This is a genomic window from Gemmatimonas sp. UBA7669 (assembly GCF_002483225.1).
In the GTDB taxonomy this organism is placed as follows: Bacteria; Gemmatimonadota; Gemmatimonadetes; order Gemmatimonadales; family Gemmatimonadaceae; genus Gemmatimonas.
On sequence record NZ_DLHL01000051.1, the window covers coordinates 285,786 to 312,665 of the forward strand.

A 26,880-nucleotide genomic window follows, 5' to 3' on the forward strand; every position below is an offset into this window, starting at 1 on the left:
TGAGGCGCGACACTCAGCGCCGCTGAAATTCGGGAGAACCGAGCGCCAGCCCGATGATCTGCGCGAGGCCTGACGCCTGATTCATGCTGGCATTCGCGTTGCTATTCGCGTTCATGCCGCGTCTGGCTGGTCTGTTCCCTGCTGGTGGCGGTGTCATCATGCCGTTGGTGTCGTCATCGTCGATGATGAGCGAATCGGCCTTGGCGGCGTTGGCCTGCAGAAACGGGTTGGTCCCCGTGAGCAGCACTTGCCGCGTATCGGGCGAGACGGCACCGCCGAGCAATTCGCGAATGACGCCGTCAACCTGCTGTTCCCGCGGCAGTGGCTGCAGCGCAGCAGCGGCCGGCCACTGCTGCAGCCGCACACCCGGCACGCGACCACTGGCCACCGCGAGGCCAAAGTTGATGCGATTGAGAATGGCTCCGGTGTTCATCCAGGCGTCGCCGGTTTCGGGCCAGCCGTTGGGCGCCTGGTGCCCGTAGATGGGTTGCCCGAGACGCGCCACCAGTTGGGCCAGCACCGGCGCCGGTGTGGGCGTGCCGTGCATCGCGCGCAGCGTGCTCACGACCACTTCGAACGGCGACTTCACCTTGGCACGATAGGCCGCCGTGCTGAAGAACTCCGGGCTCGTGACGATCGTGCGCACCACCTCGCGAATGTCACCGTTGCTGCGTGTGAACGTGGCTGCCGCACGCTGCACCAGGGCCGGGGGCGGCGTATCACTCACCAGACGTCGCGCCAGCTTGGTGGCAATGTACTCGGCGGTTTTCGGATGACGCGCCAGCAGGTCCAGCACCGCCTCGCCTTCCTCCACGCCGCGGCCGGCGGGGAAACGCTGACCGAGAATGGTCTTGGCACCCGCGTCGTGCACCTGCGGCCGGAACACAAAGCCGCCGCCCTGGGCGCCGCGCTCGAGCGTCCAGCCGGTGAGCGCGCGTGCCACTTCAATCACGTCCTGCTGGGTGTAGCCGCCGTCCACACCCAGCGTGTGCAGCTCCATGAGTTCGCGGGCGTAATTCTCGTTGAGTCCGCGCCGCCGCTGCTGCAGTTGCGCCACGCGCTGCATCTGTTCGTCGTTCGCACCGCGCTGCTGCGCCGCGCGGCGCACAGCCTGCGCCCGACGCTGCGCCAGCCGTGGCGGAACGGGCTGCAACACCGGTCGTCCGCTGTCGGCCACACTCTGCCAGTTGTCGAGGTAGTAGAGCATGGCCGGGCTCTTGGCCACCGCGCCGAGCAGCGCGCGGAAGGAACCCAGCGCGTGCGGACGAATGGCCTCACGCTCGTAGTCATTGAGGAAGTAGCGCGTGCGATCCTTGCCCACGAACACGCTGAAGTGATTGAGCCAGAAGTCCACCATGACTTCTTCGAGCTGTCGCTCGGTGAGCACGGCGCGCGCCACGCGATGGGACGTGAGTTCACCGACGTACTGGCGGCCCAGCTGCGCGGCTTGACGCACACGCTGGCTGTCGGCTGCGGTCGCCGACGCCCCCTTGCGCGCCAGTTGCGCCTGCAGCTGTCCACCCGGTGGGCTCTCGGCAAACAACTGATCGGCCGACTTGGTGAGCGTGGTGTAGCGAGAGGCAAACGCCGTGGCGGCCGCGTCATCCAGCCGCTCTGGCTGCAACTGCTGCGCAATCCACGCGTCGACGCCCATGCGCCGCACGGCTTCGCTGTCGCCGGGCCGCGGGCCAAACGCGAGGCGATTGAGCACATGCTGCACCTGCTGATCGGCCGTTTGCTCGCGGGCGGTGCTCTGTGTCGCGCGCGGTGCCGCCGCGCGATTGCTCGAGCCACGAGCCATGTCGCCGGAGACTCCGCCTGTCTGGGCCACACCCGGCGCCGCGCTGCGGCAGGAGGCCAAGAGCGTCAGGCTGAGGAACATCGCCCCGGTGTGGCGCAGGGCGGGGCGGTGGACAAAGTCGAAGGCGGGGCGATAACGCATGGCGGTGCGGCTCCGTTGAAGTCGTCGAACTGCCCTCGCTTGGACGCCGACAAGTGGGCCGTGTTAAGACTACCGGCGGAACGTGACACACGGACCGGCGGTCCGACTTGAGACCCGCTGCCAATTCGGGTGCGCGGCGTCACCTTGCCGGCACGGTCGCCGTATATCTTACGACATGGCCGAGACGGATTCTCCCAGCCGATTGGAGCGCGCGCTCGATGCCGCGCTCGCTACCGGAACCTTGACGACCATTGCCACGGGCGGCGCGCTGCTCGGCCTGGGCTGGCGTGAGGGCGAAGCCGGGCGCGCATTTCGCCTAGCCGGTCGTGGATTGCTCGAGCGGTTTGGTGTGGCGTCACAAGCCGCGCCACTCACGTCGGTGGCCCTTGGCTATCTGCATCACCTCATTGTGGCGACCGCGTGGGGATTCCTGCTCGCGGCGCTGGTGCAGCCATTTCGCGGCATCTGGCGAGTGCTGGTGACCGGAGCGCTGGTGCTCGGGTATGTCTCTGTGTCACTCAGCGTTCTGCCCGCACCGTTGCGTATAGGCTACGGTGTGACGGGAAATACCCCCGGCGCGGTTCCTATTGCAGCGGCACTCGTGGTTGCGCTGCTCAGTGGAATCTGGCTCGACGCGAGTGACGCCATCCCGTCTTCGGTGGACACGACCAACCCGTGACCATTCGCGTCACCAATGGTGACACGGTTGGTGATGCACATCACAACGGGCACGATACGTGTTTCGCCATCGTTGGGTATGGAGTTGGGCACGGACCTGGGTCGGCACCCGGGTAGCACCAGAAGGACGGTCGGGATACAGCGGCCGTTGCCCTATCCGGTATGGCACGTCTTATGGACGCGTGGACGGCGCACGTGACGAGGCGGGCCATCCGGACCCCGAGACCCTCAACCCGCAGGAGGTAGCAAATGGACGTCCTCGTACGACTCGAGGCGCGTCCGAGCGATTCGCCGGTACTTGCGCACGTGAACTCGATTCCCGTGCTTCCCTTCGGCACTCGCTCGCGGCGTGAAGTGGTAACGCTGTACGGCCAGGCAGACGCGCAGTCGCTCGCGCTTGCCCTTGCCGCCACCGTGGAGAGTGAACGACTGGAAGCCGTGACGTCGGGCGTCGTGCGGCATCTTGGCGTGTGGCCGGACCGCGGTGCGGTCGGTGACTCGGCCTGGCGGGACAACGCGACAGGTCGGTTGGTGACGCAGGATCTCGATATTCCCTTGCCTACGCTCGAAGCGCGGGCGTCGGAGCTGCTTGGCAGCTGCGGCACCACGTTGCGGCGGGTGGCGGCCGGACTGGCCATGCCGGACTGGCCCGAGGGAACGGAACGCGCACTCAGCTTCTCCTTCCTCAGCGCCGTGGGCGCGAGCGGTGGAGCCGGTGCCTCACTGGAGGACGACGCCGGAGTGGAACGCTGGCTCGACTCCATCCGACAGGCAGATGCCTACGGATTCGACGTGGAGGGCGACTGAACGGACTCTCGTTTGTCAGATTGCAGGTCGTGAGCGGGTGGTGATCCTTCGGGGTTGCCACCCGCTCGGTATTTCGGGGGCGGCCACGACCCCGCCACCAGCATTCCCCCTACCCCCCGTCCGGCCCAGTCCGCTTGCTGCTCCCCTCCCCCGGCCGCATGGTCAACACGGCGGACGGGATGACGTCCCCGCCGCCCACGACCCCCACCTCCGGGGGCCGCGACGTCCGAACCATGCGGGGCAACGCACCAGGCCCAGCCTGCCGCGCCCCCGCGCAACCCGCTCGCCGGACCTCCGGCGACGCGCGGAGGGACGATGCGGGATTACGACAGCGCCGGCATCAGAAACATTGCCGTGGTTGGCCACGGCGGCAGCGGCAAGACCAGTCTCGTCGATGCACTCTGCTTCGCCGCCGGCTCCGGCAAACGCCACGGCAACATCCGCGACGGCACCGCCCTCACGGACCATCTCCCCGAAGAAGTCGAGCGCGGCTACTCCATCGCCCTCGGCTGTGCCTACGCCGAGTGGATGGAGAGCAAGATCAACTTTGTCGACACGCCCGGCTCGCTCGACTTTCAGGGCGACGCGCTTGCCGGCCTCGCCGCCACCGACGGCGCCCTCTGTGTGGTGAGTGCCGTGAGCGGCGTGGAAGTCGGCACCGAGCGCATGTTTCGCGCCGCCATGCAGCGACAGGATCCGGTGCTCTTTGCCGTCACCATGATGGACAAGGAACATGCCGACTTCGATCGCATCTATCTCGAGATCAAGTCGCGCCTCACCGCCAAGGTCATTCCCGTCGAGATCCCCTGCGGCGAAGGCCACGAGTTTGCCGGCGTCATCAATCTCTTCACCCAACGCGCGTACATGTACACGAGTGGCGCCAAAGGTGAATACGTCGAAACCGATATCCCTGCGCACTGTCAGGCTCGATTCGCCGCCTATCGACAGGAACTCATCGAGGCCATCAGCGCCACCGATGACGCCCTCCTCGAGCGCTACCTCGAAGGGCAGGACATCGACCGCGATGATGCCATACACGGCATGAAGGATGCCATGGCACGGCTCGATCTCTTCCCGCTCTTCTGCGTTTCGGCGGAGAACATGATTGGGGTGCGCGCCATGCTCACCGAGCTCGTGCAGCTCATGCCCAACGCCTGGGAAATGGAGGAAATCCATGCCCTCACCGGATCGGAGGGCCACGCGACCATTCAGCTGCATGCCAAGGACGACGGGCCCTTCGCGGCGCTCGTGTTCAAGACACTCTCCGAACCTCATGTGGGAGACGTGAGCTACTTCCGTGTGCTCTCGGGGTCGGTACAGACGGGCCAGGAGGTCTACAACGCCACGCGCGACGTGGTCGAGAAGCTTGGCCACCTCAGCGTGCCGCTGGGCAAGGAACGCGTGGAGGTCCAGACCCTGCACGCCGGTGACATTGGCTGTGTGGCCAAGCTGCGCAACACCCACACCAACGACACGCTGTCCACGCGCGAACATCCCATCCGTCTTCCGGCGATCACCTTCCCCGAGTCGGTGGTGCACTTCGCCGTGTCCGCCGCTGCGCGTGGTGAAGAAGAAAAGCTGCAGCAGGGCCTGCACCGGCTGCACGATGAGGATCCGACGCTCAGTGTGGCCTACAACCCGGAGACACACGAAACCATCGTGGGTGGCATGGGTGAGCGGCATCTCGACGTGGCCATGGCCGTACTCAAACGCAAGTTCGGCGTACAGGCCGATCTGGCGCCGCCGCGCATTGCGTATCGCGAGACGATCACGGCCAAGGCCGAAGGGCAGGGTCGTCACAAGAAGCAGACGGGTGGGCGCGGGCAGTTCGGCGACTGTTGGATCCGCATGTCCCCCATGCCACGCGGCGAGGGCTATCTCTTCGACGATCGCATCGTGGGCGGTGTGATTCCGTCCAAGTACATCCCGGCCGTGGACCGCGGCATTCAGGAGGCCGCGCAACGCGGCGTGCTGGCCGGCTTCCCGCTGGTAGACTTCCGCGCCGAGCTGTACGACGGCTCCACGCACTCGGTGGACTCGAACGAAATGTCGTTCAAGATGGCCGGCATCCTCGCGTTCAAGACCGTGGCCAGCAAGTGCCGACCGGTTCTGCTCGAGCCCATCGACCTCGTCGAGGTGACGGTGCCCGATCGCTACCTCGGCGATGTGCTGGGCGACCTGTCCGGACGTCGCGGCCAGATTCTCGGCACCGACACCGATGGGCAGCAGACCAGTGTGCGCGCGCTGGTCCCGCAGGCGGAGTTGCACCTGTACGCCACGCAGCTCTTCTCGCTTTCGCATGGACACGGCACGCTCACCCGCCGATTCAGCGGCTATGAGCAGGTGCCGCATGAAGCGGCACAGAAGGTCGTGGCGGAACACGCCCGCGAAATGGAGGAAGCCACGGGCTGACGGCGCTCCAGCCTCGGCGCTCCCGCCACGATGAGGCCATGAAAAGGCGTCGGTGCTGTCACAGCACCGGCGCCTTTGTCACACCGTGGCTGGCTGCGCCCGCCGAGGGCTGGCCGGGGTTGCCGGTTATCTGAACTGTTCGTCATGAAGCCGTGATCACTCATCGAGCCATGACGACATCCAGCCCCCGCCCCTCTTACTGCGCCACCCCGATGCACCGCCGGTCCCGCCTTCTTGCGGGCTACACGGTGGTCGAATTGCTGATCGTGGTGGCCATTATCGGCGTGCTCGCCGCGCTCGCGCTGCCGCGCTTCCGCGTGGAGCGCCTGAAAGTGGACTCCGCCGCGCGCACGCTCAACATGGTGCTGATGGCGGCCAAGACCGACGCGGCCGCCCGCGGACACAATGTGCTGGTCGTGTTCGATACGGCCAAGGGGTCGATTCGCACGGTGTGGGACGCGAACAACAACGAGCGCATCGACGCGGGGGAACACACACGGCCCGCCGTGTTGCCCGAAGGCGTGCGCTTCGCGCGCGGGGAAGCCGTGCCGGCCTTCGGTCTCGACGTGGACCAGTTCCCCTCGCTGCAGCGCCTGAACACGCAGCCCTACCTGGTGCTGCAGCGCAATGGCGCCTTCGATCGCGCGGCCGTGTTCTACCTCAGCCAGCGTGCCAAGCGCCATGACGATCCCTTCGGCGACACGCGCATGCTGCGAGTGGACCGGGCCACCGGACGCGGGCGCGTGTTCCTCTACACGAAAGACGGATGGAGGTCGCAATGAGTGCGTATCGTCCTGGGCGTGCGCCACGCGGTCGCGGTCGAGGTCGCGGTCGCAATACGCGGCGCCGCGGCTTCACGCTCATCGAAACCGTGCTGGCCATGACCATCCTCTCCGCCATCGTGCTGATGATCGGATTGGGCACCTCGCAGTTGCAGCGCGCGGTGGGTGATGCCGGCATTCGCAGCCGGGCACACGCGCGCGCCGACATGCAGATCGGTCTGGCGCGCACCTGGCCCACCTGGAGCACGCTCGAACGCCTGAGTGCCAGCAGCTACAACGGCCTCGCTGATGGATTGCGCACCACGACCGTCGTGACGGCCGATACCACCGGGCGGCGGCGCATCAAGCGCGTGCGGGTCACGGTGGAAGCCGTACCGGCTTCGCAGATGCCGTCGCCAGTCGTCCGCAACATTTCCATCGCCATCCCATGACCCGCGCCCATTCATCGCGTCGCCGCTCCGGCGTCACGCTCGTCGAGTTGCTCATCGGCATGACCATCTTTGGTGTCGTCATGACGGCCGGCATGGGATTCATGATGTCCCAGTCGCGTGGCCTGCGCGTGCTGTCCGACCGCAGCAACACCGTGCAGAACGGACGCTTCAGCCGCGACCTGCTGCGGCAGGAACTCCGCGCGGCCGGCACCAATGTCACCGATGTGCAGCCCATTCTCGTGATGGCCAACGACAGTGTGGTGGCGTTCAACGCCGACCTCACCACGCGCAATCGCGACTCGGTATCGCTCACCGGTGCCGTGTATGTGGATACCTACGCCAGTGACGCCACCGTCAGCGCCATCACGCTCGATCGGCAGTTCACCATTCCCGGCTCCAGTCCGGTGCTCATGTATCCGCTGCAGAGCTACTCGCAGGTGAACGCCATGTTCATCAACAGCGACGCTGAGCTGCTCATCTATCGCTTCACGCCGGATACGGCGGGACCGGCGGGCACCTATGCGCTGTTTCGTCAGGTCAACGACCAGAAGCCCGAGCTCGTGGCCACGGGCCTCCGCCGCGCCAGCAACAAGCCCTTCTTCCGCTACTGGTACGATCCCTCGCGTTACGGCAATGACGAACCCGATCTCGATACCGTGCCGCGCACCTGGCTGCCGCTCCGCAAGACGGCGCCGCGTCGTGGCCTCGATGCCGACACCGGTGTGGCGGTCTCGGCGCGCATCGACCAGTTGCGTGCGGTGGAGGTGACGTACGAAGCCAAGGCCACCGGCGCCAACCGTCCCGAGATTGTCCGCTATCTCGTGCCCATGCCCAACGTGGAGAACGCACGGCAGTCGCGCGCCTGTGGTCGTCCGCCACTGCAGCCCAATGCGCCGTCGGTGACCTGGCGAAGTGACTCGCAATTCGTGCAGATCACCATTCCCTCGGCCGTCGACGATGGAGCGGGTGAACGTGATGCCATTCGCTATGTGATCTGGCGCCAGCGTGTGGGGGCCGCCACCTGGGGGGAACCCATCAGCACCGTCGCGGCCACGCAGCGCGCCAGTTACATCGTGCGCGACAACGGCATGCCGACCCGCAACGCGTCGTACCGCTATGGCGTCGCGGTGCAGGACTGCACACCCAACGTTTCGTCCATGTCCACGTCCGCCGACGTGTACGTCCCATGAGGAGCCTCGTCATGCGTTCACGTCAAAGGGCGCGATTCGCCGCCCGTCCCCTAGTTCGTCCGCGTCGCGGCATGGCACTGCTCACCGTCATCGTGCTGGGGGTGGTGGCCATGACCATCGCGCTGGCCTCGTCCATGCTGGTCATGGCGAGCACGGTGTCCACCAAGGCCAGCGAGCGCACCGTCATGGTGGACGACGTGGCGCTCACCGGGCTCGAGGAAGCCCGCAATCGCCTCAACGCCAGGTTGGACACGGTGCCGGCGTCCGGCATTCTCACGCTGGAGAACGGCGCCACCATTGCCGGTACGCACGGGGTGAAGCGCTACACCTGGGTGAGCCGCATCGGCAACTCCGATTCGCTGTCCAACGCCGGCGAGTTTGGTGTGCAGGCCGAGATCGTATCGCGGGCCGTGGACAAGAGCGGGACGGTGGCCATTCGCCGCGAGGTCATCTACCAGGAGTCGTTCGCCAAGTACGCCTACTTCACCGATGTCGGGCGCACGGTCTCGAACGGCATTCTGTGGTTCGCCAATGGCTGGACGGCGCACGGGCCGATGCATTCCAACGACTCGCTCTACATCTACGACGGCGCGCCGCCGCAGGCAATCTTCAAGGACGTGGTGACCACGGCCAAGGGCGTGTACAACGCGAACGACGCGCAGTGGGACAAGGGGCGTGCCAAGATCATCAGCCCCATCGCCATGCCGGGCACGGCCGACCTCAACATCGTGCGCGACATCGCGGCCAATGCGGGATACGTCTTCACGCCGTCGGTGGTGACCGGCGACTCCGCGCTCACCACCATGCGCATCGAGTTCGTGGCCATTGACATCGACGGCAATGGCCAGGCCAACGGTCCCGACGAGGGCTTTTTTCGCATCTATCAGTCGCGCAGCACCAACCCCTGGGGGCATGGCTACACGGCGGCGCGCACGCAGGCCGCGCCGGGCGGCGCCTATGCGCCCAATGACAGCGTGATGTACTCCCCCAATTGTGGCGTCACGAACGTCGTAGGCGGCGTAAATGTCGTGACGCAGCGTTTCCGGCACGTACCGGAGGGTGGCTCAGGCGGCTACTCCACACGCATGAGCGGCAAGCGCAGCGCCTTCGAAAGCCCCAGTGCCCGCTGCTTCCTTGGTGGAGACCCGCGTCTGAACGGTGGCGTCTTCGCGGCCAGTGACTCCGCCGGCAACTGGCTGCCACGCACCTCCGGTACGGTGCCACCCGCCGTGGCGGCGCGTCCCGATGGTGCCTATCTCTGGCCGCTCAGCCCGCGCTTCAATCCGGCCTTTCGTGGCACCATCTTCGTCGAGGGGCGCGTGGGGCTGAGTGGTGTGGTGCGCGGCCGCGTCACGATTGCCGCCCGCAACAACATCGTCATTCTCGACGACCTCACGCAGGCCACCGCGCCCGGCAACACCACCTGCACGGCTGACGACGACATCGTGGGCGTCTTTGCTGGTGAACACGTCCTCTGGGCCGACAATCAGATCCAGTCGCCGCAGCAACGCCGCACCAATGACGGCACGGGCTGGCTGCTGCCACGCAAGGACTTCAGTCCCTCGCCGGCGCGCCCGGACTTCCAGTTGCACGCGGTGGTCATGGCGCTCAGAACCATTGCGTCGGAGCGGCCAAATCCACCGGGTGGACTGGGTACCGACTACTACGTCGATCGTGGTTTTGTGCGGCAGGTGGGCGGACGCATCATGCAGCGCGCCGGTACGGGTGGCACGATCGGCGGTGGCCGTATTCACGGATTCACCTCGGACATTTCGTTCAACCGCTGCTCCCTCTCGTTCCCGCCGCCGTACTTCCCCACCACGGGCCACTGGCGTGTCAGTCAGTATCTCGAAATCGATCCGCGCGGTTTCGACGTCAACGAGTGGTTCGCGCGGCGCTGAAGCCAGAGCCTGCATGAACGCACAACGGGCGACGCCACTCCAAACGGCGTCGCCCGTTGTGTTGTGTGCCCGCTACGGCGCGTGCGCCGTTCACCCCGTCACACCTTGTGGTACTGCAGGCGCGCCGCTTCGCGGCGGTCCGTGGCGTCGTAGATCTCGAAGTCACTGAAGAACGCGGCCGCTTCCTGCTGCAGCACACGCAGCACGGCCACCGCGAGTCGGCGGATCTCGAGCTCCGCGCCTTCGCTGGAACGCAGCTCAAGCATCGTGCGCCAGGCGCGCGCGTTGCCCGTCACGACAATCTTGGTCTCGGTGCTGTTGGGCAGCACGCCGCGTGCGGCCTCACGCGCCATCTTGCGGCGGTGCACCTTGTCGTCTACCCAGGCATAGCGGGTCATGAGCTGCTCCACGAGCGCCACGTAGCTGTCGAGGGCCGAGGTCACCTGCGTGCGCCAGGCGTCTTCCAGCGGCGTGTCCCCGATAATGGCCGGTGGCATCACGAACTGCGCGTCGCTTTCGTCCACATAGCGCTGCGAGAGCTGCGAGTAGGCAAAGCCGGCGCGGTGCCGCACCAGTTCGTGGGTGAGCGAACGGCTCACGCCCTCGAGCAGCAGGGAGTAGTTGGCATGCTCCAGCACGCTGCCGTGGCCCTGCTTCTTGATGTTCTCCAGATACTCGCGTGTGCTGCGACCGGCCGGATTGCGCTGACTCATGTAGCACAGGCGACCGGCAAATTCCGCCAGACGTTCACCGTCCGTGGACTCCCCCATCCACTGCACCGGCAGGTGGGCCGGCTCGGCAAACTGGGGGCGGGCGAGCACGGTGACACGGGGCTCACGCAGGATGGCGGCGTCGGAAAGCGGCATCGGAGGAATGAAAAGACGGGTTGATGAATCTCGCCGCAGAAGGTAACTCGGTAGGCACTCCCCCCGCGACGTTGCGCCGGGCCTGATGCCCATGATTCAGCTCACCGCCCCGTTCATCGCCTGTTCGGCCCGCCCCCCTCATGTCCGATTCCACACTCGTCAGGACCTCGCGCGATGTGCGCGAGGAAATTCAGCAGACCCGCCCCTTTCGCTCGTCCTCGCAGGAAGCGCTCATCGCGCTCATGCGCACGGCCTCGGTGCTGTCGCGGCGCGTGTCCCGGGTCGTCGAGCCCCATGGGCTCAGCCTGGCGCAGTACAACGTGCTCCGCATTCTGCGGGGGGCGGGAGCGGCCGGCCTGCCCACCCTGGCCATCCGCGATCGCATGATCGACGAAGGGTCGACCGTCACGCGCCTGCTCGACAAGCTGGAAAAGGCGGAGCTCGTGATCCGCGACCGGAGCCGGCCCGACCGTCGGCAGGTGCTGTGCAACATCACGCCGGCCGGTGAAGCACTGCTGGCGTTGCTGGACCCGCTCATGGATGCCGTGGACGACGACATCATGGCGCCGCTTTCGGAAGATCAGCAGCGGGCGCTCATCGACACACTTGGCGCTTTGCGCACGGGCGGCTGAGCGAAGCCCGTACCCGGATCGGAAACGGACCCGGCGCCGTCAGCCGGGCAGCAGGTCGAGTCGGAAGCGGTCCCAGCGCCGGCCGCGCTCCACGTCCTGGAGCGCGGTCTGCACGGCAGGCGGGAGGGCGGGGGCGGCCGGGTCGTGCCGCAAGTCGCCGAACGGCAGCGCGCCGGTGTCAGCCACCTTGCAGCCCGGGTTGAACACCCCGGCCGGATCGGCAGCGGCCTTGATATTGGCAAAGGCCGCCCGGGCTTCGAGGCCCCAGATGCGGTCCAGCAGCGGCGCGCGCAGTCGTCCGTCGCCGTGTTCGCCGGCCAGTGTGCCACCGAGTTTGGCGGTGAGTTCGCACACTTCATCGAGCAGTTGGGCAACAATATCGCGCCAATTCGGCGCCATGGTGTCAATGAGCGGATTCACGTGCGCATGACAGTCACCGGCGTGACCAAAAATGACACCGAGGGTGCCCGATCGTTCGAGCGCGTGGCGAACGCCGCGTACGTACTCAGGAAACCGGCCTGGCGGCACGCAGCCGTCTTCGATGAACTGCATGGACCGAAGTCGAGGCGCCAACTGGGAAAGGATCGGGCTGGCCGCATGCCGGAGGTGCCACAGTTGCCGCTCGAGCTCCGGGGTGTCGGCTTTTTGAATCTCTATCGCGCCATGAGAGAGGCACATAGACGCCACAGTATCGATAAGGATACCGCAGTGTGACCTGTCCTCTCCTTCCACTTCAATCAGCAACACCGCTTCTGCATTCGCCGGCACACCGGTCTCGCCACCCCGCGCCGCCACATCCAGAAATGTCCGGTCGAGCAGCTCGCAGGCAGACACCCCGGCTTCGGCCGCGTCCACCGCGCAGGCCGTGGCAGCGTCCAGCGAACCAAAGGTCACCAGCACCGTGGCTGTTGCGCCGGCAACAGGGATGAGGGCCAGCTCAATCGCCGCAAAGGCGGCCAGCGTGCCTTCGCTGCCGACCAGCAGGTCCACCAGGTCGCCCGATTCCATGGCCGCAGCCAATCCGTAGCCCGACGACTCCTTCCGCACGCCTTCGTGCCGGAGCAGGCCCACCGGCACCTGTGCCGCCACCTGATCGAAAGCCTTGCGGAGCCTCGCGACCGCAGGCACCGCCACCGGCCAGGCTTCGCCGCGGCGCACCCAGACCACAGAGCCGTCATCGAATACGGCCTGCACCCCCTGCACCCAGGGCCGCATGGCCCCAAAGCGCAGCGACCGCGCGCCCGCCGCGTTCGTGGCCGTCATGCCGCCCACCGTACAGAAGGCCCCGCTCGACGGATCGACGGGGAAGCGCAGGCCCTCGGCGCGGGCTGCCGCATCAACGGCCTGCCGCGTGGCGCCCACACCGGCCACCACGCGCCGCGCGTTGACATCCACCGGCAGCACGTCGGTGAAGCGCGACAGGTCCACGACCACATGCGGCCCTACCGCGCCGGCCGCCATGCCACTGCCGCTGCCCCGCGGAATGAGCGCATGCCCGGTGCGCTTGGCCCAGCGCACCAGGTCGCTCAGGGCCTCCACGTCTGCCGGTACGGCCACGGCTTGCGGCAGGCAGCGCGCAATGCCCGCGCCCTCGGCATACAGCGCACGCGCCACGGTGTCGGCGCGAAAAACCCCGCGAAACGCCGGCGGCAGATCGAAGGAGGGGGCGAGCATCGACATGCCTGCAACCAATCCCGCGCGACTGGCGCCAGCAAGTGCCTGGCTCGGCGGTCTGCGTGACAGGCCAACGTGGCAGGCCTGCATGGCAGGCGTGTGGAGACAGTGACGCCCGTCGAACGCCTGTCGTATCTTCTACGACACTACCGCTTGCCCCACTCCCCGACATGACCGTACCCGCCGCGGCGCTCGACGCCATCGCGCGGCAGGATGCCGCCCGCTTTTGCGCCGCCATTCTGCCCGCCGTCTCGCGCACCTTTGCCCTGGGCATCAAGGTGCTGCCGGGCGCACTCGGGCAGGCCGTGCTCGACGCGTACCTGCTGTGCCGCATTGCGGACACCGTCGAAGACGCGCCCGGAATTGCCCCCGACGTCAAGGCCGCGCTGTTCGACGATTTTCTCTCGGCATTCGACGATGCCGCCGCGCTCGCGCGCTTCACGGCCGGTGTCCAGGACCTGCCCGGCGAAATCGCGCATCTCACGCTCACGCGCAACACGCCGCTGGTGTTTGCCCACTTTGGCGCGTTGCCGCCCAACACGCGGGCCGTGGTGCGCAAATGGGTCGCGGAAATGGCGGTTGGCATGCGCAAGTTCGTGCTGCTCTATCCCAGCGGCATCCGCATCCAGACGCTGGCCGAGTATCAGGAGTACTGCTACTACGTGGCCGGAACGGTGGGCTACATGCTCACCGATCTCTGGCACGAGCATTCACCGAGTATTGGCGCCGAGCGCTACGCCGTGCTGCGTGAACGCTGCCGCGCGTTTGCCGAAGCCCTGCAGACGGTGAACATCCTGAAAGACGTGGCGGTGGACGCCGAGCAGGAGAACTCGGTGTACGTGCCCGAGGAACTGCTGCAGGCCCATGGCAGCACGCAGAGCCGCATTCTGGCCCCCGAGCTGCTGGCCAGCAATCGTGAAGCGCTCACCCAGCTCATCAAGCTGGCCTGGCACGATCTCGAAGAGGCGCTGACGTACCTGCTGGACATCCCGCGGCGCGCGGTCTCCATTCGCATGTTCTGCATTCTGCCATTGCTGCTGGCCTATGCCACGCTGCGTGATCTGGTGGAGAGCACGGCCATGCTGCGGCCGGGTGGCTCGGTCAAGATCTCGCGCCGCGAGGTCAAGTCACTGCTCATGACCGGCAGTGTCCTGGCCATGAGCAACGGGGGGCTGCGCTGGCTCGTGGCGCGCGTGCGTCAGCGGAGCTTCGAGCTGGGCTTCGCGGGCTGACGATATTTCGGATCGCCGTTGAGGGGGAAAGTTGGCGCTTCTTCCCGCTGTGTGAGCGGGTGACGATTCGGTTCCTCCACCGACACTCGTTATCATCGAGAGATCGCTACCCGCTCACGCGGAGAAGCAGAGGAGAGGAGGGCGCAGAGATAAGGGTCTGGGTCGAACGGCCTTGTCGCGGATGACGCGGATGACGCGGATTGGGCGGAAACGACACGGATCAAACATGAGAGCCACTCCGTAGACGATCGACTCTTCTGCGCGCTCTGCGGTTCTCCTGCAGTTCTCTGCGTGAGCTGTTGGCAAATCAGCCGCAACACCGGCACTCGGCGCATCCGCGAGACCGTCAACCGCTCGCGCAGAGAGAAGGAGGGCGCAGAGGGCGCAGAGGAAAAGCAACACGTTCCCATTTGTTCATCCGTGCAGTTTCCGCCACATCCGCGCAATCCGCGACAAGGCAGTTGAGCCCGGACTGCAGTTCTCTGCGTGAGCGGTTGACGATTTGTGCAAGATGCGCGGTAATCACGCGGCAGTCTTGGCTCGAATGGCGCCCTGCATCAGATCCCCTTGAGCATCTTCTCCAGCAGCGAGGGCGAAGCCTGCAAGCGCCCCTGCTCCTCGTCGTCGAGCAGTAACTCGAGACGTGTCTGCACTCGCGCAATCATGCTGCGAAACTGACTGCGCATCCCGCGCCAGGTGAACCAGCTCACCGCACCGGCGGTGAGCACGAGAAACGCCACCAGTCCGGCGGCCACCGCGGGCAGAATGGTGGAGATGAGAAACACGGGCAGCGATCCGATCAGCGCCACCAGCGCCATCATGCCCGTCACGATTTGCCCGGTGGTGCGCGCCGACTTGCGCGCGCCGGCCACCACGGCGTCGAAACGCAGCACGGTGCGCTCGGCGTCTACCGCCGTGGCTGTCACGACAAGCTGATCGAGACGTACCAGATCGAAGCGCCGCCCGCCGCCACCGATTGAGCGCAGCAAATTGCCCATGGGGTCGCGGCGTGGCTCCCACACCACGCGGTCACCGGTACGCCGCACCGGCGTGAGATATTCGTTGCGCGGCAGGTACTGCTCCAGCCGCTGCAGCACCTCGGCCGGCGATCCGCGCACGGTGCGCTGCGCGCCAATCACGGCGGGTCCATAGGCCGCCACAGCCGGTGAGTCGGAGGGGCCTGGTACGAGGCCACCGGCCACGCCGGGCAGCAGCAGCTGCGCACGCTCTTCGGCCAGCGCCTGCCGCACATGCTGCACGTCGAGCCCGACTTCGCGGGCGATCTCGAGCAGACGCTCCTCGCTGATCGTTTCCACGGGGTCGCTGCTGGACTGCGTTTGCAGCTCACTCGCGCGCGCCAGCACGCGCTCGAGTACCTGCCGGGGCACGTCACTCATGAATCGAAGGTCGAAGACTGCGGTTTATGCGCATCAGATACCGGCCAGTACGATGTCCACCTGCCGCGCGAGGGCCTCGGCAATCACACCGGGCAACGTGAACGCGGCATCAAATGCGGCGGTCAATGCCTCACCCGACCCATCACGCTTCACGGCGCGCCCCGTCTGTGCGAGGTAATAGCGTTGATAGCCCGCGAGCAACTCCGGGGCGACGCGCGCGAGCAGCATGGCCCCGGTGCGCACCTGCGCCAGCGACACCAGCCGCGCGGCCTCACCACTGCGTTGCTGCGCCGGTGTCACGTTGTCCGCCACCACGGGTCCCACCAGCGAACCCGTGATTTCATGCGCCAGCACGTACAGCACTTCCACTGCGTCCGCCGTTTGCTCGGGCCAGCTCACCGCCACCATCGGCCGACCGGCCGCGCCCGGGCCCGTGCGCCCCTCACCACCCAGCGACAGCGTGAGCAGCACATCGCCTTGCCGCTGGCCCGTATTGTTGAGAAAACGCTCGAAGCGCGCGCGATACACCTGCTGCCAGAGACTGTCGATGGCCGTGATCGTCGCCGCGCGCGAGCGCAGCTGCGTCGCATGCTCGGCGCGGAAAAACCGCACGTACTCGTCCTGCACGCCGGCCACGAACAGGCGCAGCCACTCGCGATCGGCGGCCGACGGGAACAGACCGTTGAGGCCAGCCATGAGCTGGCTCAGTTCGCGATCGCCAGCGCGGCGCGGGTCACCATCCAACTGGAGGAAGCGCTCGAGCACCGCGCGCATGCCGTCCCACGAATTGAAGCCAAACGCGAGAAACTGCGCGTCCAGATACCCGCGCCGCGCGAGGCCGCGCTGCAGCACCTCTCGGTTGCCGTCGAGCGCCGTGAGGATGTTGCGACGGTTCTTGATGACCGTGAGCGAGTCGCGGTAGCCGCGCCGATAGATGGGCACCGCCGATGAATCGCTGTCGAGCAGCGCGAACGCGTGCAGCCACAGGTCAACGTGGTCGAGCGTGCGTACGGGCCAGCGCAGCGGCGCTGGGGCCTGAGCTGGCGCAGACTGAGCCGGCAGCACCTGGGCTGGGGCACCCAGCGCACAGACCAGCGTGGCCGCTGCAAGAGACAGAACCCGGGGGACAACTCGCATCCCTTCAATACAGCCAGAGAGGGGCAGGGGATTCAACCCCGGCCCGGTCACAGCCTGACGTGTGTCAGTCGCCCGGTCGTCCGCAGGTTACACAGAACTTCCAATCCACCTCGAGCTCGGTGCTGCAGGCCGCGCACTGCTTCTTGGTCAGGTCCATGCCGCAGTGTGGGCAGAACGTCACCCGACGCGCCTCCGGCAGGCGGCAGTCGCAGTAGCGGCAGCAGGCCACCGGCAAGGCCGCACTCTGGCGCAGCGCCGCCTGGGATTTGCGCGGCGTCGTCAGGCGCGACAGTACGCCGGCTCGACCGCCGAGCGCTGCCGGTTCGGTCGCACGCGCGGGCGCCTGAGTCGGCGGTGGAAACACATCACCGACCATGGGGGTGTCCCTGCCGGCCGTGGGCACGCCACTCGGCGGGGTGCCACCGCCACTCACCAGGTTCAGCGTCGTGGACGACCATGACCGAATCATGGCCAGCGTGGGCGACGGAAACCCGAGCGCCTGACGGGCCGCCGTCTGCAGTGCGGGGTCGGTATCCAGATACTCCCGTTCGCCGGCAATCAGCCGCAGCACGGCCGTCTCGAAGGCATCCGGTCCGCTGTCCGCCATTTCGCGCCGCACCTCGCGGTACGGCAACAGCCGCTCCTCGAGATCGGTGAGCGTAAACCCCTGGTGCAGCAGTTGGGGGAACTGCGTGCGCACCACACGGGACAGACGAAAGGCCAGTCGATCGAGATCGTCCAGCGAACGGGAAACGACGGTCACTTGCCCTCGGCGGAGTACTTTCCGTCGATGTCGTTGCCCATCCGCTCACGCGTCGCACCACCGACGCCATCCAGCATGCGTTCGGCGATGTGTTTCTCGTTGACCTGTGCGTCCTTCCAGCCGTAGCTGTAGCCGAGAGCTACGCCGAGCGCGAGGATGAGGAGATACTTGAACATGGGTCGTCCGGAGGTGGCCTCCGGCGCCCTGGCGCCGGATGGCTTACGATTCCAGACGCGCGCGCGACGAGGCGGGTAACGCCGGGCTTGGCACAAACCGTTCCGCCACGGGAAAGCCCGACAGCGGCTGGCTGCGCACCTTGGGCGGCTGCTCCTGCATCCAGGTGTCGAACTGGGACGGGACCAGACCGTTCGACGCGTCCTGCGTGGCCGCAGCGCGCGTGGCGAGGTGGTTGGCGTACTCGTTCTGCGGATGCCCCGCGTGGCCCTTCACCCACAGCCACTGGGTTTCGTGCAGCGCAATGGCCTCCACGGCCTCCTGCCACAACTCCACGTTTTCCACCGCGCCGTCCTTGCGTCGCCATCCGCGCGCCATCCAGCCGCGCACCCAGGACGTCATGCCGTCCACGATGTAGCGCGAATCGGTGGTGAATTGCACCGACAGCCGGTTGCCCTTGCGCGACATGGCACGATACGTGTCGATCACGCTGCGCAGTGCCATGCGATTGTTGGTGGTGTCCGGCTCCGAGGCCCAGAGATCAAAGCGCGTGAGCGTCCCGTCGGATTTGCGAAATTCCACGAGCGCACCAAGACCACCGGGCGTGGCGCCGCTCTTGCCGTTGCCCAGACAGGATTCGTCGGCATACACGGCCACCAGCGGATAGCGCGCGCTCACTTCACGAGCTCCATGCTGTCGAGTTCGTCGAGCACCAGTTCCAGGTGCTGTCCGGTGCTGGGGTGTCGTGCCACAATCACTTCGCGTCCGTTCACCAGACGGAGACGCTCGGGAATGACGAGATACTCGGTGCCACGGCGCATGATGGCGAGACGCGTGCCATCGGTAATGGCGCGTTCGAGTTGGTCGTACTGCCTGGAGGAGAGTTGCACGTCAGATGGGGGCAGTGAGCACGGCATGCAACACCCGTTCGGCGGCGTGCAGCTGATCGAGTTCCACCCACTCGGTGGCGGAGTGCGCGCGGGCAATGTCACCCGGGCCAAAGCACACGGCGGGAATGCCGGCCGCCGCGAAGAGCGCGGCATCCGTCCAGCACCAGAGGCCGTCCACGGCATCCGGGACACTGGACGCCACGCAGGCCGCACGCAGCCGGCGCACAATGTCCGCCTGGGCGGCCGTGTCGAGTGGGGGCTGCGCGCACTCGAGTCGGACATGCACGTCCAGTCCGTCCTCGCGCAGGGGCTCGCACAAGGCGGCAATTTCCTGCTCCACGCCGGCGGTCTCTTCGCCTGGCAGTGTGCGGCGCTCCACGCGAACGACGCAGTGCTCGGCATACGTGGACCAGCCCGTACCGCCCGACATCATGGCCACATGCAGCGAAGCTCGGCCGAGCAGCGGGTGGGTTCGGTCACGCAGCACCTCACGCTCGTAGGTGTCGAGCGCCTGAATGAGACGCGAAGCGCGACGGTTCGCGTCGACCCCCACGTCATAGCGACTGCCGTGGGCGGCGCGACCGGCCACGTTGAACTCGAACCAGGCAAAGCCCTTGTGAGCCGGCACGACGGCAAGGCGCGTGGGCTCGGTGACGATGGCCGCCACCGGCTGGCAGTCGGTAGGCAAGCCGCCGGCCAGCAAATGTCGCGTGCCGATGGAGGCAAACTCTTCGTCGCAGACGGCCGCCACCAGCACCTCGCGCGGCAAGCGGCCCTCCTGCGCCGCACGCGCCGCGGCCACACACATGGCCGCGATTCCGCCCTTCATGTCGGAGCTGCCGCGTGCATACAGCGAACCATCACGCAGCGACGGGTCGAAGGCGACGTGTGTCATGCCCTCCACGCCCACCACATCGAGGTGCCCGTTGAGCACGATGGGCTGCACGCCGCGCGGGCCGATGCGCGCGAGCACATTGGGGCGACCGGGGGCGACCTCCACCACCTGCACCTCGAAGTCCCAGCCGCTCAGCACCTCGGCCAGAAACGCGGCAACGGCGGCTTCGCCCGGTCCACCGGGCACGAGCGAGGGATTGCGCGAATCGATGGACACGAGGGCGCGGGTCAGCGCCAGGGTGTCGAGGGGAAAGCGGGTCGTCACCCCCGCAGTCTAGCCGTCCGTGTCGTCGCTGACCACCTGCACGCGCACGCCGTCGGTGGCCACCTGCCAGTCGAGTACCTCGCCCAATGTCGCTGCCGCAGCGCGCACGGCCGGGGCCTGTTCAATTGACGAACACACCAGCACACAGCCGCCGCCGCTGGCGCCGAGGGCCTTGAAGCCAACGGCACCGGCCGCTCGCACGGTGGCCTCGAGCGCCGCAATGCGCGGCGTCGTGATGCGCGGATGCAGGGACTGCTGATGCACCCAGTGCTCGTCCATGAGTGCCCCCAGGCTGCTGATGTCCCCGCTGCTCAGTGCCTTGGCCATGTCGCGGGCCAGACCGGCCATGCGGTCCAGCGCGGCCACGACGCGCGCCTCGCGGGTGGCATAGGCATCGAGCACGGCCGTGATCGTCTCGGCCGAAATGCGCGATTCGCCGGTGTACACCAGTGTCAGACGGGCTTCGAGGCAGCGGCGCGTGGCCTGGGTGAGCGGCAGCGGCTCGGCATGTCGAGTCTGGCCGAGTGTGAGGCCCAGGGCGCCGCCAAAGGCGGCGGCATAGTGGTCCTGAAAGCCACCCGCCACCCGCAACTCCTCAACCTCCGTGGCGCGACTGCGTTCGGCCAGAGCGGCCGGGGTCAACTGCTCGCCGCAGGCCACAGCACAGGCCGCGGCCAAGGCCACCCCGGCGGCAGACGATCCGCCAAGACCCGCGCCCACCGGGAAGCCGCTCCGGAGTTCAATGGTTGGCGTGGCCGCAACGCGCTCTGCCCACCCGGGGCGCCGCGCCGCGCTGCGCAGCGCGGCCGCAATCAGGGGGTCTGGCCCGCTCTGCTCCGCCCCTTGGGCCGGTGGCGCAGTGTGCCACACCACGGTGGCCCGCCGTTCGATGGCGAGGTTGCAAACGAAACCGCCTCGCTCTTCGGGGTAGGGCGGGACATCTGTCCACCCTCCGCCGAAGTCGAGGCGGGTCGGCGCCGACGCGATGATCACGTCGGCTTACTTCTTCTTGGCTGCCTTCTTGGCCGGAGCCTTTGCCGGTGCCTTGGCAGCGGGCTTGGCGGGAGCCTTGGCCGGGGTCTTGGCGGCGGGCTTGGCAGGTGCCTTGGCCGGGGCCTTGGCGGCGGGCTTGGCCGGTGCCTTGGCCGGAGCCTTCGCGGCCGGCTTGGCGGCGGCGGGTGCCTTGGCCGGCGCGGTCTTGGCGGCGGGCTTGGCCGGTGCCTTGGCCGGAGCCTTGGCGGCGGGCTTGGCGGCTTCCTTGCTGCTCTCCTTGGCGGCGGGCGCCGGCGCGGCCGGCTTGGCTACGGGAGCCTTGGGGGCCGGCTTGGCCGGCGGCGGCGCGAAGTGCACCTTGTCGGACGGCTTCTGGGGCTCGATACGCATGGCCGCACGCGCCTCGAGCGCCGCCTCGGCCGCCGCAGCGGGCGCGGTGACGGCCTTGGGCAACTGACCGAGCGGGATGGGCTTGGGCGGCGCCTGCTTGGGCTGCGGCGCCGGCAAGGCACCGTGCTTGGCGATGTAGGCGGCCTCCGCCTGCTGAATCAGGACATCGGCTTCGTCCTGATTCATCTGGCCGCGGCGGACCATGTAGTTGATGAGGTCGCGCGCGCTCTCGATGACAAAATCGCTGAGCCCGGCCGCCGCACCCACGACGTCCCGCATGGCGCCTGCCATGCGGCTGCCCGCCTCGAGGCTGATTTCATGCGCCCGCTGCGCCATCTCCGCGGCCGTGTCGCGGGCATCCGCCGCGCGATGGCCGGGGCCGCGCCGCGGCGCGGGACTGGACGCTGGAGCGTCGCCTTCGGTAAGCGTTTCGTCGTCAGCCTGCATATCGGCCATAGGTGGAGCGCACTCCTTCCGCCATCCAGGGGGGTCGAGGTGGTCGCTCGACGGGCCCGGAACTGGCCGATCAGGCCGCCCCGCGCTCCGCGTCCACCGGAACGCGGGTAACTATATGATTTCCAGTCATCTACGCAAGGCATACGGACGTGATTTCGGAGGTCGGCACACATATAATGCACCGCACCACGCCCCTTGTCGCACCCCCGCGCACTCGGCATCCCCGGAGATATGTTTGACAGTATCGTGCCACTATAAAACGAGTAAACGCGCAGTATGAGAGAAATGAGCCTTTCAGGCCTGCGTGTGCTCGATCTGTCCAGGGTGCTGGCCGGGCCCTACGCGGCCATGATGCTGGGCGATATGGGAGCCGATGTCATCAAGGTCGAACGACCTGAATCGGGTGATGACACCCGTGGCTGGGGTCCGCCCTTCGCAGCCGATGGCCAGTCGGCCTATTTCCTGAGCTGCAATCGCAACAAGGTGTCGCTGACGGCCGATTTCAGGTCGCCGGACGACCAGGTGCTGCTGCACCGGCTCATTGCCCAGGCCGATGTGGTGATAGAAAACTTCCTTCCCGGCTCGCTTGCCCGATACGGGTTTGATGCTGACGCGCTACTGGCGCAGAATCCGCGGCTTGTGTGGTGCAGCATCTCGGGCTTCGGCGCCGACGCCACCCGTCCCGGCTACGATTTTGTGGTGCAAGCCGAGTCCGGCTGGATGGCCATGACCGGCGAGCCGACGGGTTCACCGATGAAGGCGGGGGTGGCCATCGTCGATGTGCTTACCGGAAAGGATGCGGCGCTGGGCATTCTGGCCGCGCTGGCGGCACGGGACCGTGCGGCTCTGGCCGGACGTCCCGCCCTACCCGTGTCGGCCCGCCGGGTGCAGGTGTCGCTCATTGACAGTGCGCTGGCGTCGCTGGTGAACGTGGCGCAGAACACGCTGGTTACCGGCCAGCCGGCGCGGCGCTGGGGGAACGCGCACGCCAACCTCGTCCCCTATCAGCTCTTCGCCTCGGCCGATCGGCCGTTGGTGCTGGCGGTGGGTTCGGATGCGCAATGGTTGGCGGCGGCCAGGGCGCTTGGACTCGACGAACTGGCGGACGATCCCGCCCTGCGCAGCAATGCGGGCCGCCTGGCACAGCGCGAGCGGGTGGTGACGGCGCTCAGCCTCTGTCTGCAAACGCGGCCGGCGGCCGAGTGGATGGCCCGGCTCGAAGCGGCGGGCGTGCCCTGCGGTGTGGTCCGCGAGGTGCACGAGGCCTTGGCGGACTCTGCCGTACGCAGCGGTCAGGACGTTTCCGAGCTGGCACAGACTGGCATTTCGCCACTCTGGAACGGCATCGTACGCCTTCGGCCGCCGAAATTGGGCGAGCACAGTGTCACTGTCCGGGAAAAACAGTGGAGTTTGTTCGACAACCTGCCGATACTGAGCGATGGCGACGTGTAACCACTGTGTGACTTCCCCGCGCATTTCTCGTCTTTCCCATGAGACGAGCAGTACGGCCATGGTCGGGCCCGAAAGGGCCGATGGCGTTCAGGGGTGTTCATCCCGTCCGTGTGGCGTTATCCTAGCGCCGTGCATATGACGGAATCACCAATCCCGCCGAACGACGTCGATTCCGATCAGGACGTCATCTCCCGCGTCCTGGGGGGCGACCGCGATGCGTTCGCGGTGCTGATCGGCCGGTACAGTGATCCGCTGTATCGACATGCGCTTGGCATGACGGGCAGTCCCGACGTCGCCGAGGACATTCTTCAGGTGTCGTTCATCAAGGCGTATCACCACCTCGCAGAGGTGCGCGGTCGCTTCGATGCCTGGCTGTTCCGGATCGTGGCCAACGGGTGCAAGGACTGGCTGAAGAACATTCGGCGCACGCACCTGAGCTATGACGAAGACGATCAGCCCTCCGGCTACGCGACACCCGATGAGGACCTCGACCGGACTGAACTCCGGCAGGATCTCGATGCAGCACTCGCGCAGTTGGCCCCATCGCTCCGGGAAGCCTTCATCCTGAAACACGTGGAAGGACGCTCCTACGAAGAGATGGCGGATCTCTTGGGTACAACAGTTGGCGCTCTGAAGATGCGCGTGCATCGGGCACGCGAAGCGCTTCAGGCCCTGCTCGAGGAGAAATACGCGTGATGCGCAACAACGAACCGCAGGACGATCGCAACATGGCGCCCCGCGCCGAGCGTCCGCTGACCGATCGCGAAGTGCCCCTGCCTGGCATGGCCGCCGCTGACGCGACCGCCGGCACCGTGCACCAGTGGCTGGACGGCGAAGCCTCCGAGGCCGACGCCCGTCGCGCCGACGAGCGCGCCGTGGAGTTCTGGAATCAGGTGGCCAAGGACGCGCAGGGCATGAAGGCTGTGAAGGCGCCGGCGCACCTCGCCGCCAACATCATGGCCGCCATCCCGGTGCGTGAGCCCGGCCCGCAGGCGGCGCGTGCCGCCCGTGTGAACGTCGAACTCCGCCCGGACGCTTAACTGCAGTCTGGAGTGATGAGCTTTGAGGTTTGAGTGCAAAAGGAAAGGCCCGATCTGACTCGTCAGATCGGGCCTTGCTCCTTCCAACTCAAAACACTGAGCTCATCACTCCAAACTGCAGTTTGCTACATGTGGAGTGCGCGACCAAGTGCCGACAACGCCGCTTCCTTCACCGTCTCGCTGAGCGTCGGGTGCGAATGCACCGTGATGGCAATGTCCTCCGCGCTGCCGCGGTACTCCATGGCCAGCACCACCTGCGCGAGATTGTCGGCCACATGCGGGCCGATCATGTGGCAGCCGAGAATCTCGTCGGTGTCCTTGTCCACCACGAACTTCACGAAGCCCTGGGTTTCGCCCATCGTGCGCGCGCGGCCGTTGGCGCTGAAGGGGAACTTGCCCACACGATACGCGCGGCCGCTGGCCTTCACTTCCTGTTCCGTGAGGCCGACCGTGGCGATCTCGGGCCAGGTGTACACCACACCCGGCATGGTGCGGTAGTGCATGTGTACCGGCTTGCCGGCAATGACCTCGGCGGCAATCACGCCTTCGTCCTCGGCCTTGTGCGCCAGCAGCTTGCCGCCCACCACGTCGCCGATGGCAAACACGCCCGGCAGGTTGGTGCGCATCTGGTCATTCACGGCAATCTCGCCGCGCGCGCCCAACGCAAGGCCCAGCGCCGCCGCGTCCACGCCTGAGAGCGACGGCTTGCGGCCCACCGACACCAGCACGTAATCGCCATCAAACGACAGCGCCGCGCCGTCCTTCTCGGCGTGAATGGTCACGCCATCGGCGCGCACATCGGCGCCGGTGACCTTGGTGCCCGTGTGGATGTCGAGGCCCTGCTTGCGGAAGATGCGGTCGGCTTCCTTGATGACATCGTCATCGTTGCCCGGCAGAATGGTGGGCGCAAACTCCACCACCGTGACCTTGGCCCCGAGACGGCGCCACACCGAACCCAGCTCGAGACCAATCACGCCGCCGCCAATCACAATGAGATGCTTCGGCACCTCGGGGATCTGCAGCGCGCCCACGTTCGAGAGCACGCGCTTCTCGTCGAAGGGCAGGAATGGCAGCTGCACCGGCACCGAGCCGGTGGCAATGATGGCGTGCTTGCCCTGCCAGGTGCTCACCGTCCCGTCGGCGGCGCGCACTTCGATGACGTTGCCCGGCTTGAGCGTGCCGAAGCCTTTGGCCCAGGTGATCTTGTTCTTTCGGAAGAGGAACTCGATGCCCTTGGTGTTCTGCGCCACGACGTCGGTCTTGCGCGCCATCATGGCCGGCAGATCGACACTGGCGCCGTCCACCTTCACGCCGTGCTCGGCGGCATGCAGACGCAGCCACTCATAGTGCTCCGAGCTCTGCAGCAGGGCCTTGGACGGTATGCAGCCGACGGTCACACAGGTGCCGCCGAGGGTCTTGTCGGCTTCCACGCAGGTGACGGAGAAACCGAGTTGCGCGGCGCGAATGGCGGCCACATAGCCGCCGGGGCCACCGCCGAGGACAAGCACGTCGGCGGTCTGGGGAGTCGGGGAAGTCATGCGCGAAAGCTATTCATCGCGCCGACCTGGGCGGAGGGGTGGCGCTAGACGCGGCCAGCGACCAACTCGCCCTCGCCCTGGACTCGGCCCTCGCCATCACGCTGCACCCAGTGCCCCACCATGCCATCGCCCCGCAGCCGCGCCTCAATGAGCAGCTGGGCACGTTCGGCGAGCCCCACCAGCACACGAGTGGTCCCGTCGAGCAAGTGCAGGGGCTCGGGCTCGCTGTCTTCCACCACCAGGGTCATGCCGCTGCCGCCCAAGGGGCCTGCGCCCAACGGGCCCGCGCTCACCGTGCTCTGCGCACCCCGCGCGGACTGGTGCAGGACAAAATGCCGAGCCTGCTGGCCGTGCGCGGAATAGAGCGCACCTTCCCAGGTGCCGGTGATGGTGACGGGCGAACTGTGTGCGATGGTGGTCGTGTGGGGCATGCGGCCTCCGGGCCGTGGGCGAGGTGCATCCCTCGCACTGTACGTACCACTCAGACACCCCCATTCGTCACAGGGTTTGCATTGGAATGGCGGACCAAGGCGCGGCTGCATCTCGAAATGGTCACGCCCGCTTGGCAAGTTGGGGCCGAGCGCTACATTAGCGATCAGCAGGGCGCGATGTGACGTGGCTCACGCCGTCGGCGTCCTACATGCGGATGCTGACTCGGTGCGGGGCAGGCCAGTCGGCAATGGAATGCACAACGCGGCGGATGCCGCTTCGACATCGTTGGCCACGGCCCCAACCCTCGCGTTGAAAACGTGCGCCGACGAAGCCCGACGTCCCGCGCGCAAGCGTTAGGGGCGTCGTGGTGCTTTGGGGGATGCCGCGCCGTGCGACAAGGCGCAACACACAACTCAAAAACTTGAACTCAAAGCTCACGGCTAACCGAAAGTCCGGTCAGCTTTGAGCTTTGAGTTCAAGTTGTGAGTTGTCAGTTCGACTGACCAACGACT

At 66.9% G+C, this 26,880-nt stretch carries 26 protein-coding genes; 12 read left to right on the forward strand and 14 right to left on the reverse strand.

From position 1 onward, the window contains the following. Positions 1-13: 13 nt before the first annotated feature. Positions 14-1,942, reverse strand: a complete 1,929-nt coding sequence (locus B2747_RS15355; RefSeq protein WP_291162839.1) for a DUF1800 domain-containing protein — start codon at positions 1,940-1,942, stop codon at positions 14-16. A gap of 175 nt (positions 1,943-2,117) precedes the next feature. Here B2747_RS15355 and B2747_RS15360 point away from each other — a divergent pair, with 175 nt between their 5' ends. The 7 genes from B2747_RS15360 to B2747_RS15390 all read left to right on the forward strand — a co-directional run bounded on the left by B2747_RS15360 (position 2,118) and on the right by B2747_RS15390 (position 10,143). Beyond that, the gene (locus B2747_RS15360) at positions 2,118-2,621 is read left to right on the forward strand and encodes a hypothetical protein (protein WP_291162842.1); all 504 of its coding nucleotides are present in this window, start codon (positions 2,118-2,120) and stop codon (positions 2,619-2,621) included. A gap of 248 nt (positions 2,622-2,869) precedes the next feature. After that, on the forward strand, positions 2,870-3,427 hold the full coding sequence (locus tag B2747_RS15365) for a hypothetical protein (RefSeq protein WP_291162844.1): 558 nt from the start codon (positions 2,870-2,872) through the stop codon (positions 3,425-3,427). Positions 3,428-3,742: 315 nt separating this feature from the next. Further along, entirely contained in the window at positions 3,743-5,839 is a 2,097-nt protein-coding gene (locus tag B2747_RS15370; RefSeq protein WP_291162845.1) for an elongation factor G, read from the forward strand. Positions 5,840-6,051: 212 nt separating this feature from the next. Next, on the forward strand, positions 6,052-6,621 hold the full coding sequence (locus tag B2747_RS15375; protein ID WP_291162848.1) for a pilus assembly FimT family protein: 570 nt from the start codon (positions 6,052-6,054) through the stop codon (positions 6,619-6,621). Next, entirely contained in the window at positions 6,618-7,052 is a 435-nt protein-coding gene (locus B2747_RS15380; RefSeq protein WP_291162852.1) for a PulJ/GspJ family protein, read from the forward strand. Before B2747_RS15375 ends, B2747_RS15380 begins: the two co-directional genes overlap by 4 nt. Beyond that, on the forward strand, positions 7,049-8,242 hold the full coding sequence (locus tag B2747_RS15385; protein ID WP_291162854.1) for a PilW family protein: 1,194 nt from the start codon (positions 7,049-7,051) through the stop codon (positions 8,240-8,242). Before B2747_RS15380 ends, B2747_RS15385 begins: the two co-directional genes overlap by 4 nt. 11 nt (positions 8,243-8,253) lie before the next feature. Beyond that, complete coding sequence (locus B2747_RS15390) at positions 8,254-10,143, forward strand: hypothetical protein (RefSeq protein WP_291162857.1); 1,890 nt, start codon at positions 8,254-8,256, stop codon at positions 10,141-10,143. A 98-nt stretch (positions 10,144-10,241) separates the two neighbouring features. On the opposite strand, the gene thyX is transcribed toward B2747_RS15390, so the two are convergent. After that, positions 10,242-11,009, reverse strand: a complete 768-nt coding sequence (thyX, locus tag B2747_RS15395; RefSeq protein WP_291162860.1) for an FAD-dependent thymidylate synthase — start codon at positions 11,007-11,009, stop codon at positions 10,242-10,244. Positions 11,010-11,149: 140 nt separating this feature from the next. On the opposite strand from thyX, the gene B2747_RS15400 reads away from it, so the two are divergent. Continuing rightward, the gene (locus B2747_RS15400; protein ID WP_291162862.1) at positions 11,150-11,641 is read left to right on the forward strand and encodes a MarR family winged helix-turn-helix transcriptional regulator; all 492 of its coding nucleotides are present in this window, start codon (positions 11,150-11,152) and stop codon (positions 11,639-11,641) included. 39 nt (positions 11,642-11,680) lie between these two features. Here B2747_RS15400 and B2747_RS15405 read toward each other — a convergent pair whose 3' ends face one another. Next, positions 11,681-13,321 carry an FAD-binding oxidoreductase gene (locus B2747_RS15405; protein ID WP_291162865.1) on the reverse strand — a complete coding sequence of 547 codons (1,641 nt, stop codon included), beginning with the start codon at positions 13,319-13,321 and terminating at the stop codon, positions 11,681-11,683. Between the two features lie 164 nt (positions 13,322-13,485). On the opposite strand from B2747_RS15405, the gene B2747_RS15410 reads away from it, so the two are divergent. Next, positions 13,486-14,547: a phytoene/squalene synthase family protein gene (locus B2747_RS15410; protein WP_291162868.1), complete on the forward strand. Its 1,062-nt coding sequence runs from the start codon at positions 13,486-13,488 to the stop codon at positions 14,545-14,547. Positions 14,548-15,104: 557 nt separating this feature from the next. Here the strand turns inward: B2747_RS15410 and B2747_RS15415 are convergent. From B2747_RS15415 to B2747_RS15455, 9 genes are all read right to left on the reverse strand, one after another. After that, positions 15,105-15,944, reverse strand: a complete 840-nt coding sequence (locus tag B2747_RS15415; protein ID WP_291162871.1) for a hypothetical protein — start codon at positions 15,942-15,944, stop codon at positions 15,105-15,107. Between the two features lie 33 nt (positions 15,945-15,977). Continuing rightward, positions 15,978-17,081, reverse strand: coding sequence for a hypothetical protein (locus B2747_RS15420; RefSeq protein ID WP_291162874.1), 1,104 nt, complete (start codon positions 17,079-17,081; stop codon positions 15,978-15,980). A gap of 64 nt (positions 17,082-17,145) precedes the next feature. After that, positions 17,146-17,844, reverse strand: coding sequence for a zinc ribbon domain-containing protein (locus B2747_RS15425; protein WP_291162877.1), 699 nt, complete (start codon positions 17,842-17,844; stop codon positions 17,146-17,148). After that, positions 17,841-18,020 (reverse strand): hypothetical protein, encoded by a 180-nt coding sequence (locus B2747_RS15430; RefSeq protein ID WP_291162880.1) that lies wholly within the window; start codon positions 18,018-18,020, stop codon positions 17,841-17,843. The genes B2747_RS15425 and B2747_RS15430 overlap by 4 nt, the downstream gene beginning before the upstream one ends. Positions 18,021-18,063: 43 nt before the next feature. Continuing rightward, complete coding sequence (locus B2747_RS15435) at positions 18,064-18,696, reverse strand: ribonuclease H (RefSeq protein ID WP_291162883.1); 633 nt, start codon at positions 18,694-18,696, stop codon at positions 18,064-18,066. Then, positions 18,693-18,908 (reverse strand): hypothetical protein, encoded by a 216-nt coding sequence (locus B2747_RS15440; protein WP_291162886.1) that lies wholly within the window; start codon positions 18,906-18,908, stop codon positions 18,693-18,695. The genes B2747_RS15435 and B2747_RS15440 overlap by 4 nt, the downstream gene beginning before the upstream one ends. 1 nt (position 18,909) lies before the next feature. Continuing rightward, positions 18,910-20,067 carry a M20/M25/M40 family metallo-hydrolase gene (locus B2747_RS15445; protein ID WP_291162889.1) on the reverse strand — a complete coding sequence of 386 codons (1,158 nt, stop codon included), beginning with the start codon at positions 20,065-20,067 and terminating at the stop codon, positions 18,910-18,912. 9 nt (positions 20,068-20,076) lie between these two features. Then, entirely contained in the window at positions 20,077-21,060 is a 984-nt protein-coding gene (locus tag B2747_RS15450) for a hypothetical protein (RefSeq protein WP_291162892.1), read from the reverse strand. A 6-nt stretch (positions 21,061-21,066) separates the two neighbouring features. Continuing rightward, the gene (locus B2747_RS15455; RefSeq protein WP_291162894.1) at positions 21,067-21,906 is read right to left on the reverse strand and encodes a hypothetical protein; all 840 of its coding nucleotides are present in this window, start codon (positions 21,904-21,906) and stop codon (positions 21,067-21,069) included. 285 nt (positions 21,907-22,191) lie between these two features. On the opposite strand from B2747_RS15455, the gene B2747_RS15460 reads away from it, so the two are divergent. The 3 genes from B2747_RS15460 (at position 22,192) to B2747_RS15470 (ending at position 24,398) form a co-directional block, all read left to right on the forward strand. Further along, positions 22,192-23,358, forward strand: a complete 1,167-nt coding sequence (locus B2747_RS15460; protein ID WP_291162897.1) for a CaiB/BaiF CoA transferase family protein — start codon at positions 22,192-22,194, stop codon at positions 23,356-23,358. A 135-nt stretch (positions 23,359-23,493) separates the two neighbouring features. Beyond that, on the forward strand, positions 23,494-24,054 hold the full coding sequence (locus B2747_RS15465) for a sigma-70 family RNA polymerase sigma factor (protein WP_291162900.1): 561 nt from the start codon (positions 23,494-23,496) through the stop codon (positions 24,052-24,054). Beyond that, a complete protein-coding gene (locus B2747_RS15470; protein ID WP_291162903.1) occupies positions 24,051-24,398 on the forward strand; it encodes a hypothetical protein in 348 nt (115 codons plus the stop codon). The genes B2747_RS15465 and B2747_RS15470 overlap by 4 nt, the downstream gene beginning before the upstream one ends. Before the next feature lie 125 nt (positions 24,399-24,523). Here the strand turns inward: B2747_RS15470 and lpdA are convergent, their stop codons facing one another. Both lpdA and B2747_RS15480 read right to left on the reverse strand, forming a co-directional pair. After that, positions 24,524-25,936: a dihydrolipoyl dehydrogenase gene (lpdA, locus tag B2747_RS15475; protein WP_291162906.1), complete on the reverse strand. Its 1,413-nt coding sequence runs from the start codon at positions 25,934-25,936 to the stop codon at positions 24,524-24,526. A 44-nt stretch (positions 25,937-25,980) separates the two neighbouring features. Continuing rightward, complete coding sequence (locus B2747_RS15480) at positions 25,981-26,367, reverse strand: hypothetical protein (RefSeq protein WP_291162909.1); 387 nt, start codon at positions 26,365-26,367, stop codon at positions 25,981-25,983. Positions 26,368-26,880 lie beyond the last annotated feature (513 nt).

What these genes read in the sequence shown, in the direction of transcription:
- B2747_RS15460 (WP_291162897.1), top strand. Translation starts at nt 22,192, where the DNA reads ATGAGCCTTTCAGGCCTGCGTGTGCTCGATCTGTCCAGGGTGCTGGCC.
- lpdA (WP_291162906.1), bottom strand. Translation starts at nt 25,936, where the DNA reads ATGACTTCCCCGACTCCCCAGACCGCCGACGTGCTTGTCCTCGGCGGT.
- B2747_RS15420 (WP_291162874.1), bottom strand. Translation starts at nt 17,081, where the DNA reads ATGCGAGTTGTCCCCCGGGTTCTGTCTCTTGCAGCGGCCACGCTGGTC.
- B2747_RS15380 (WP_291162852.1), top strand. Translation starts at nt 6,618, where the DNA reads ATGAGTGCGTATCGTCCTGGGCGTGCGCCACGCGGTCGCGGTCGAGGT.
- B2747_RS15360 (WP_291162842.1), top strand. Translation starts at nt 2,118, where the DNA reads ATGGCCGAGACGGATTCTCCCAGCCGATTGGAGCGCGCGCTCGATGCC.
- B2747_RS15385 (WP_291162854.1), top strand. Translation starts at nt 7,049, where the DNA reads ATGACCCGCGCCCATTCATCGCGTCGCCGCTCCGGCGTCACGCTCGTC.
- B2747_RS15370 (WP_291162845.1), top strand. Translation starts at nt 3,743, where the DNA reads ATGCGGGATTACGACAGCGCCGGCATCAGAAACATTGCCGTGGTTGGC.
- B2747_RS15390 (WP_291162857.1), top strand. Translation starts at nt 8,254, where the DNA reads ATGCGTTCACGTCAAAGGGCGCGATTCGCCGCCCGTCCCCTAGTTCGT.
- B2747_RS15455 (WP_291162894.1), bottom strand. Translation starts at nt 21,906, where the DNA reads ATGGCCGATATGCAGGCTGACGACGAAACGCTTACCGAAGGCGACGCT.
- thyX (WP_291162860.1), bottom strand. Translation starts at nt 11,009, where the DNA reads ATGCCGCTTTCCGACGCCGCCATCCTGCGTGAGCCCCGTGTCACCGTG.
- B2747_RS15400 (WP_291162862.1), top strand. Translation starts at nt 11,150, where the DNA reads ATGTCCGATTCCACACTCGTCAGGACCTCGCGCGATGTGCGCGAGGAA.
- B2747_RS15415 (WP_291162871.1), bottom strand. Translation starts at nt 15,944, where the DNA reads ATGAGTGACGTGCCCCGGCAGGTACTCGAGCGCGTGCTGGCGCGCGCG.
- B2747_RS15405 (WP_291162865.1), bottom strand. Translation starts at nt 13,321, where the DNA reads ATGTCGATGCTCGCCCCCTCCTTCGATCTGCCGCCGGCGTTTCGCGGG.
- B2747_RS15465 (WP_291162900.1), top strand. Translation starts at nt 23,494, where the DNA reads ATGACGGAATCACCAATCCCGCCGAACGACGTCGATTCCGATCAGGAC.
- B2747_RS15355 (WP_291162839.1), bottom strand. Translation starts at nt 1,942, where the DNA reads ATGCGTTATCGCCCCGCCTTCGACTTTGTCCACCGCCCCGCCCTGCGC.
- B2747_RS15375 (WP_291162848.1), top strand. Translation starts at nt 6,052, where the DNA reads ATGCACCGCCGGTCCCGCCTTCTTGCGGGCTACACGGTGGTCGAATTG.
- B2747_RS15480 (WP_291162909.1), bottom strand. Translation starts at nt 26,367, where the DNA reads ATGCCCCACACGACCACCATCGCACACAGTTCGCCCGTCACCATCACC.
- B2747_RS15430 (WP_291162880.1), bottom strand. Translation starts at nt 18,020, where the DNA reads ATGTTCAAGTATCTCCTCATCCTCGCGCTCGGCGTAGCTCTCGGCTAC.
- B2747_RS15365 (WP_291162844.1), top strand. Translation starts at nt 2,870, where the DNA reads ATGGACGTCCTCGTACGACTCGAGGCGCGTCCGAGCGATTCGCCGGTA.
- B2747_RS15410 (WP_291162868.1), top strand. Translation starts at nt 13,486, where the DNA reads ATGACCGTACCCGCCGCGGCGCTCGACGCCATCGCGCGGCAGGATGCC.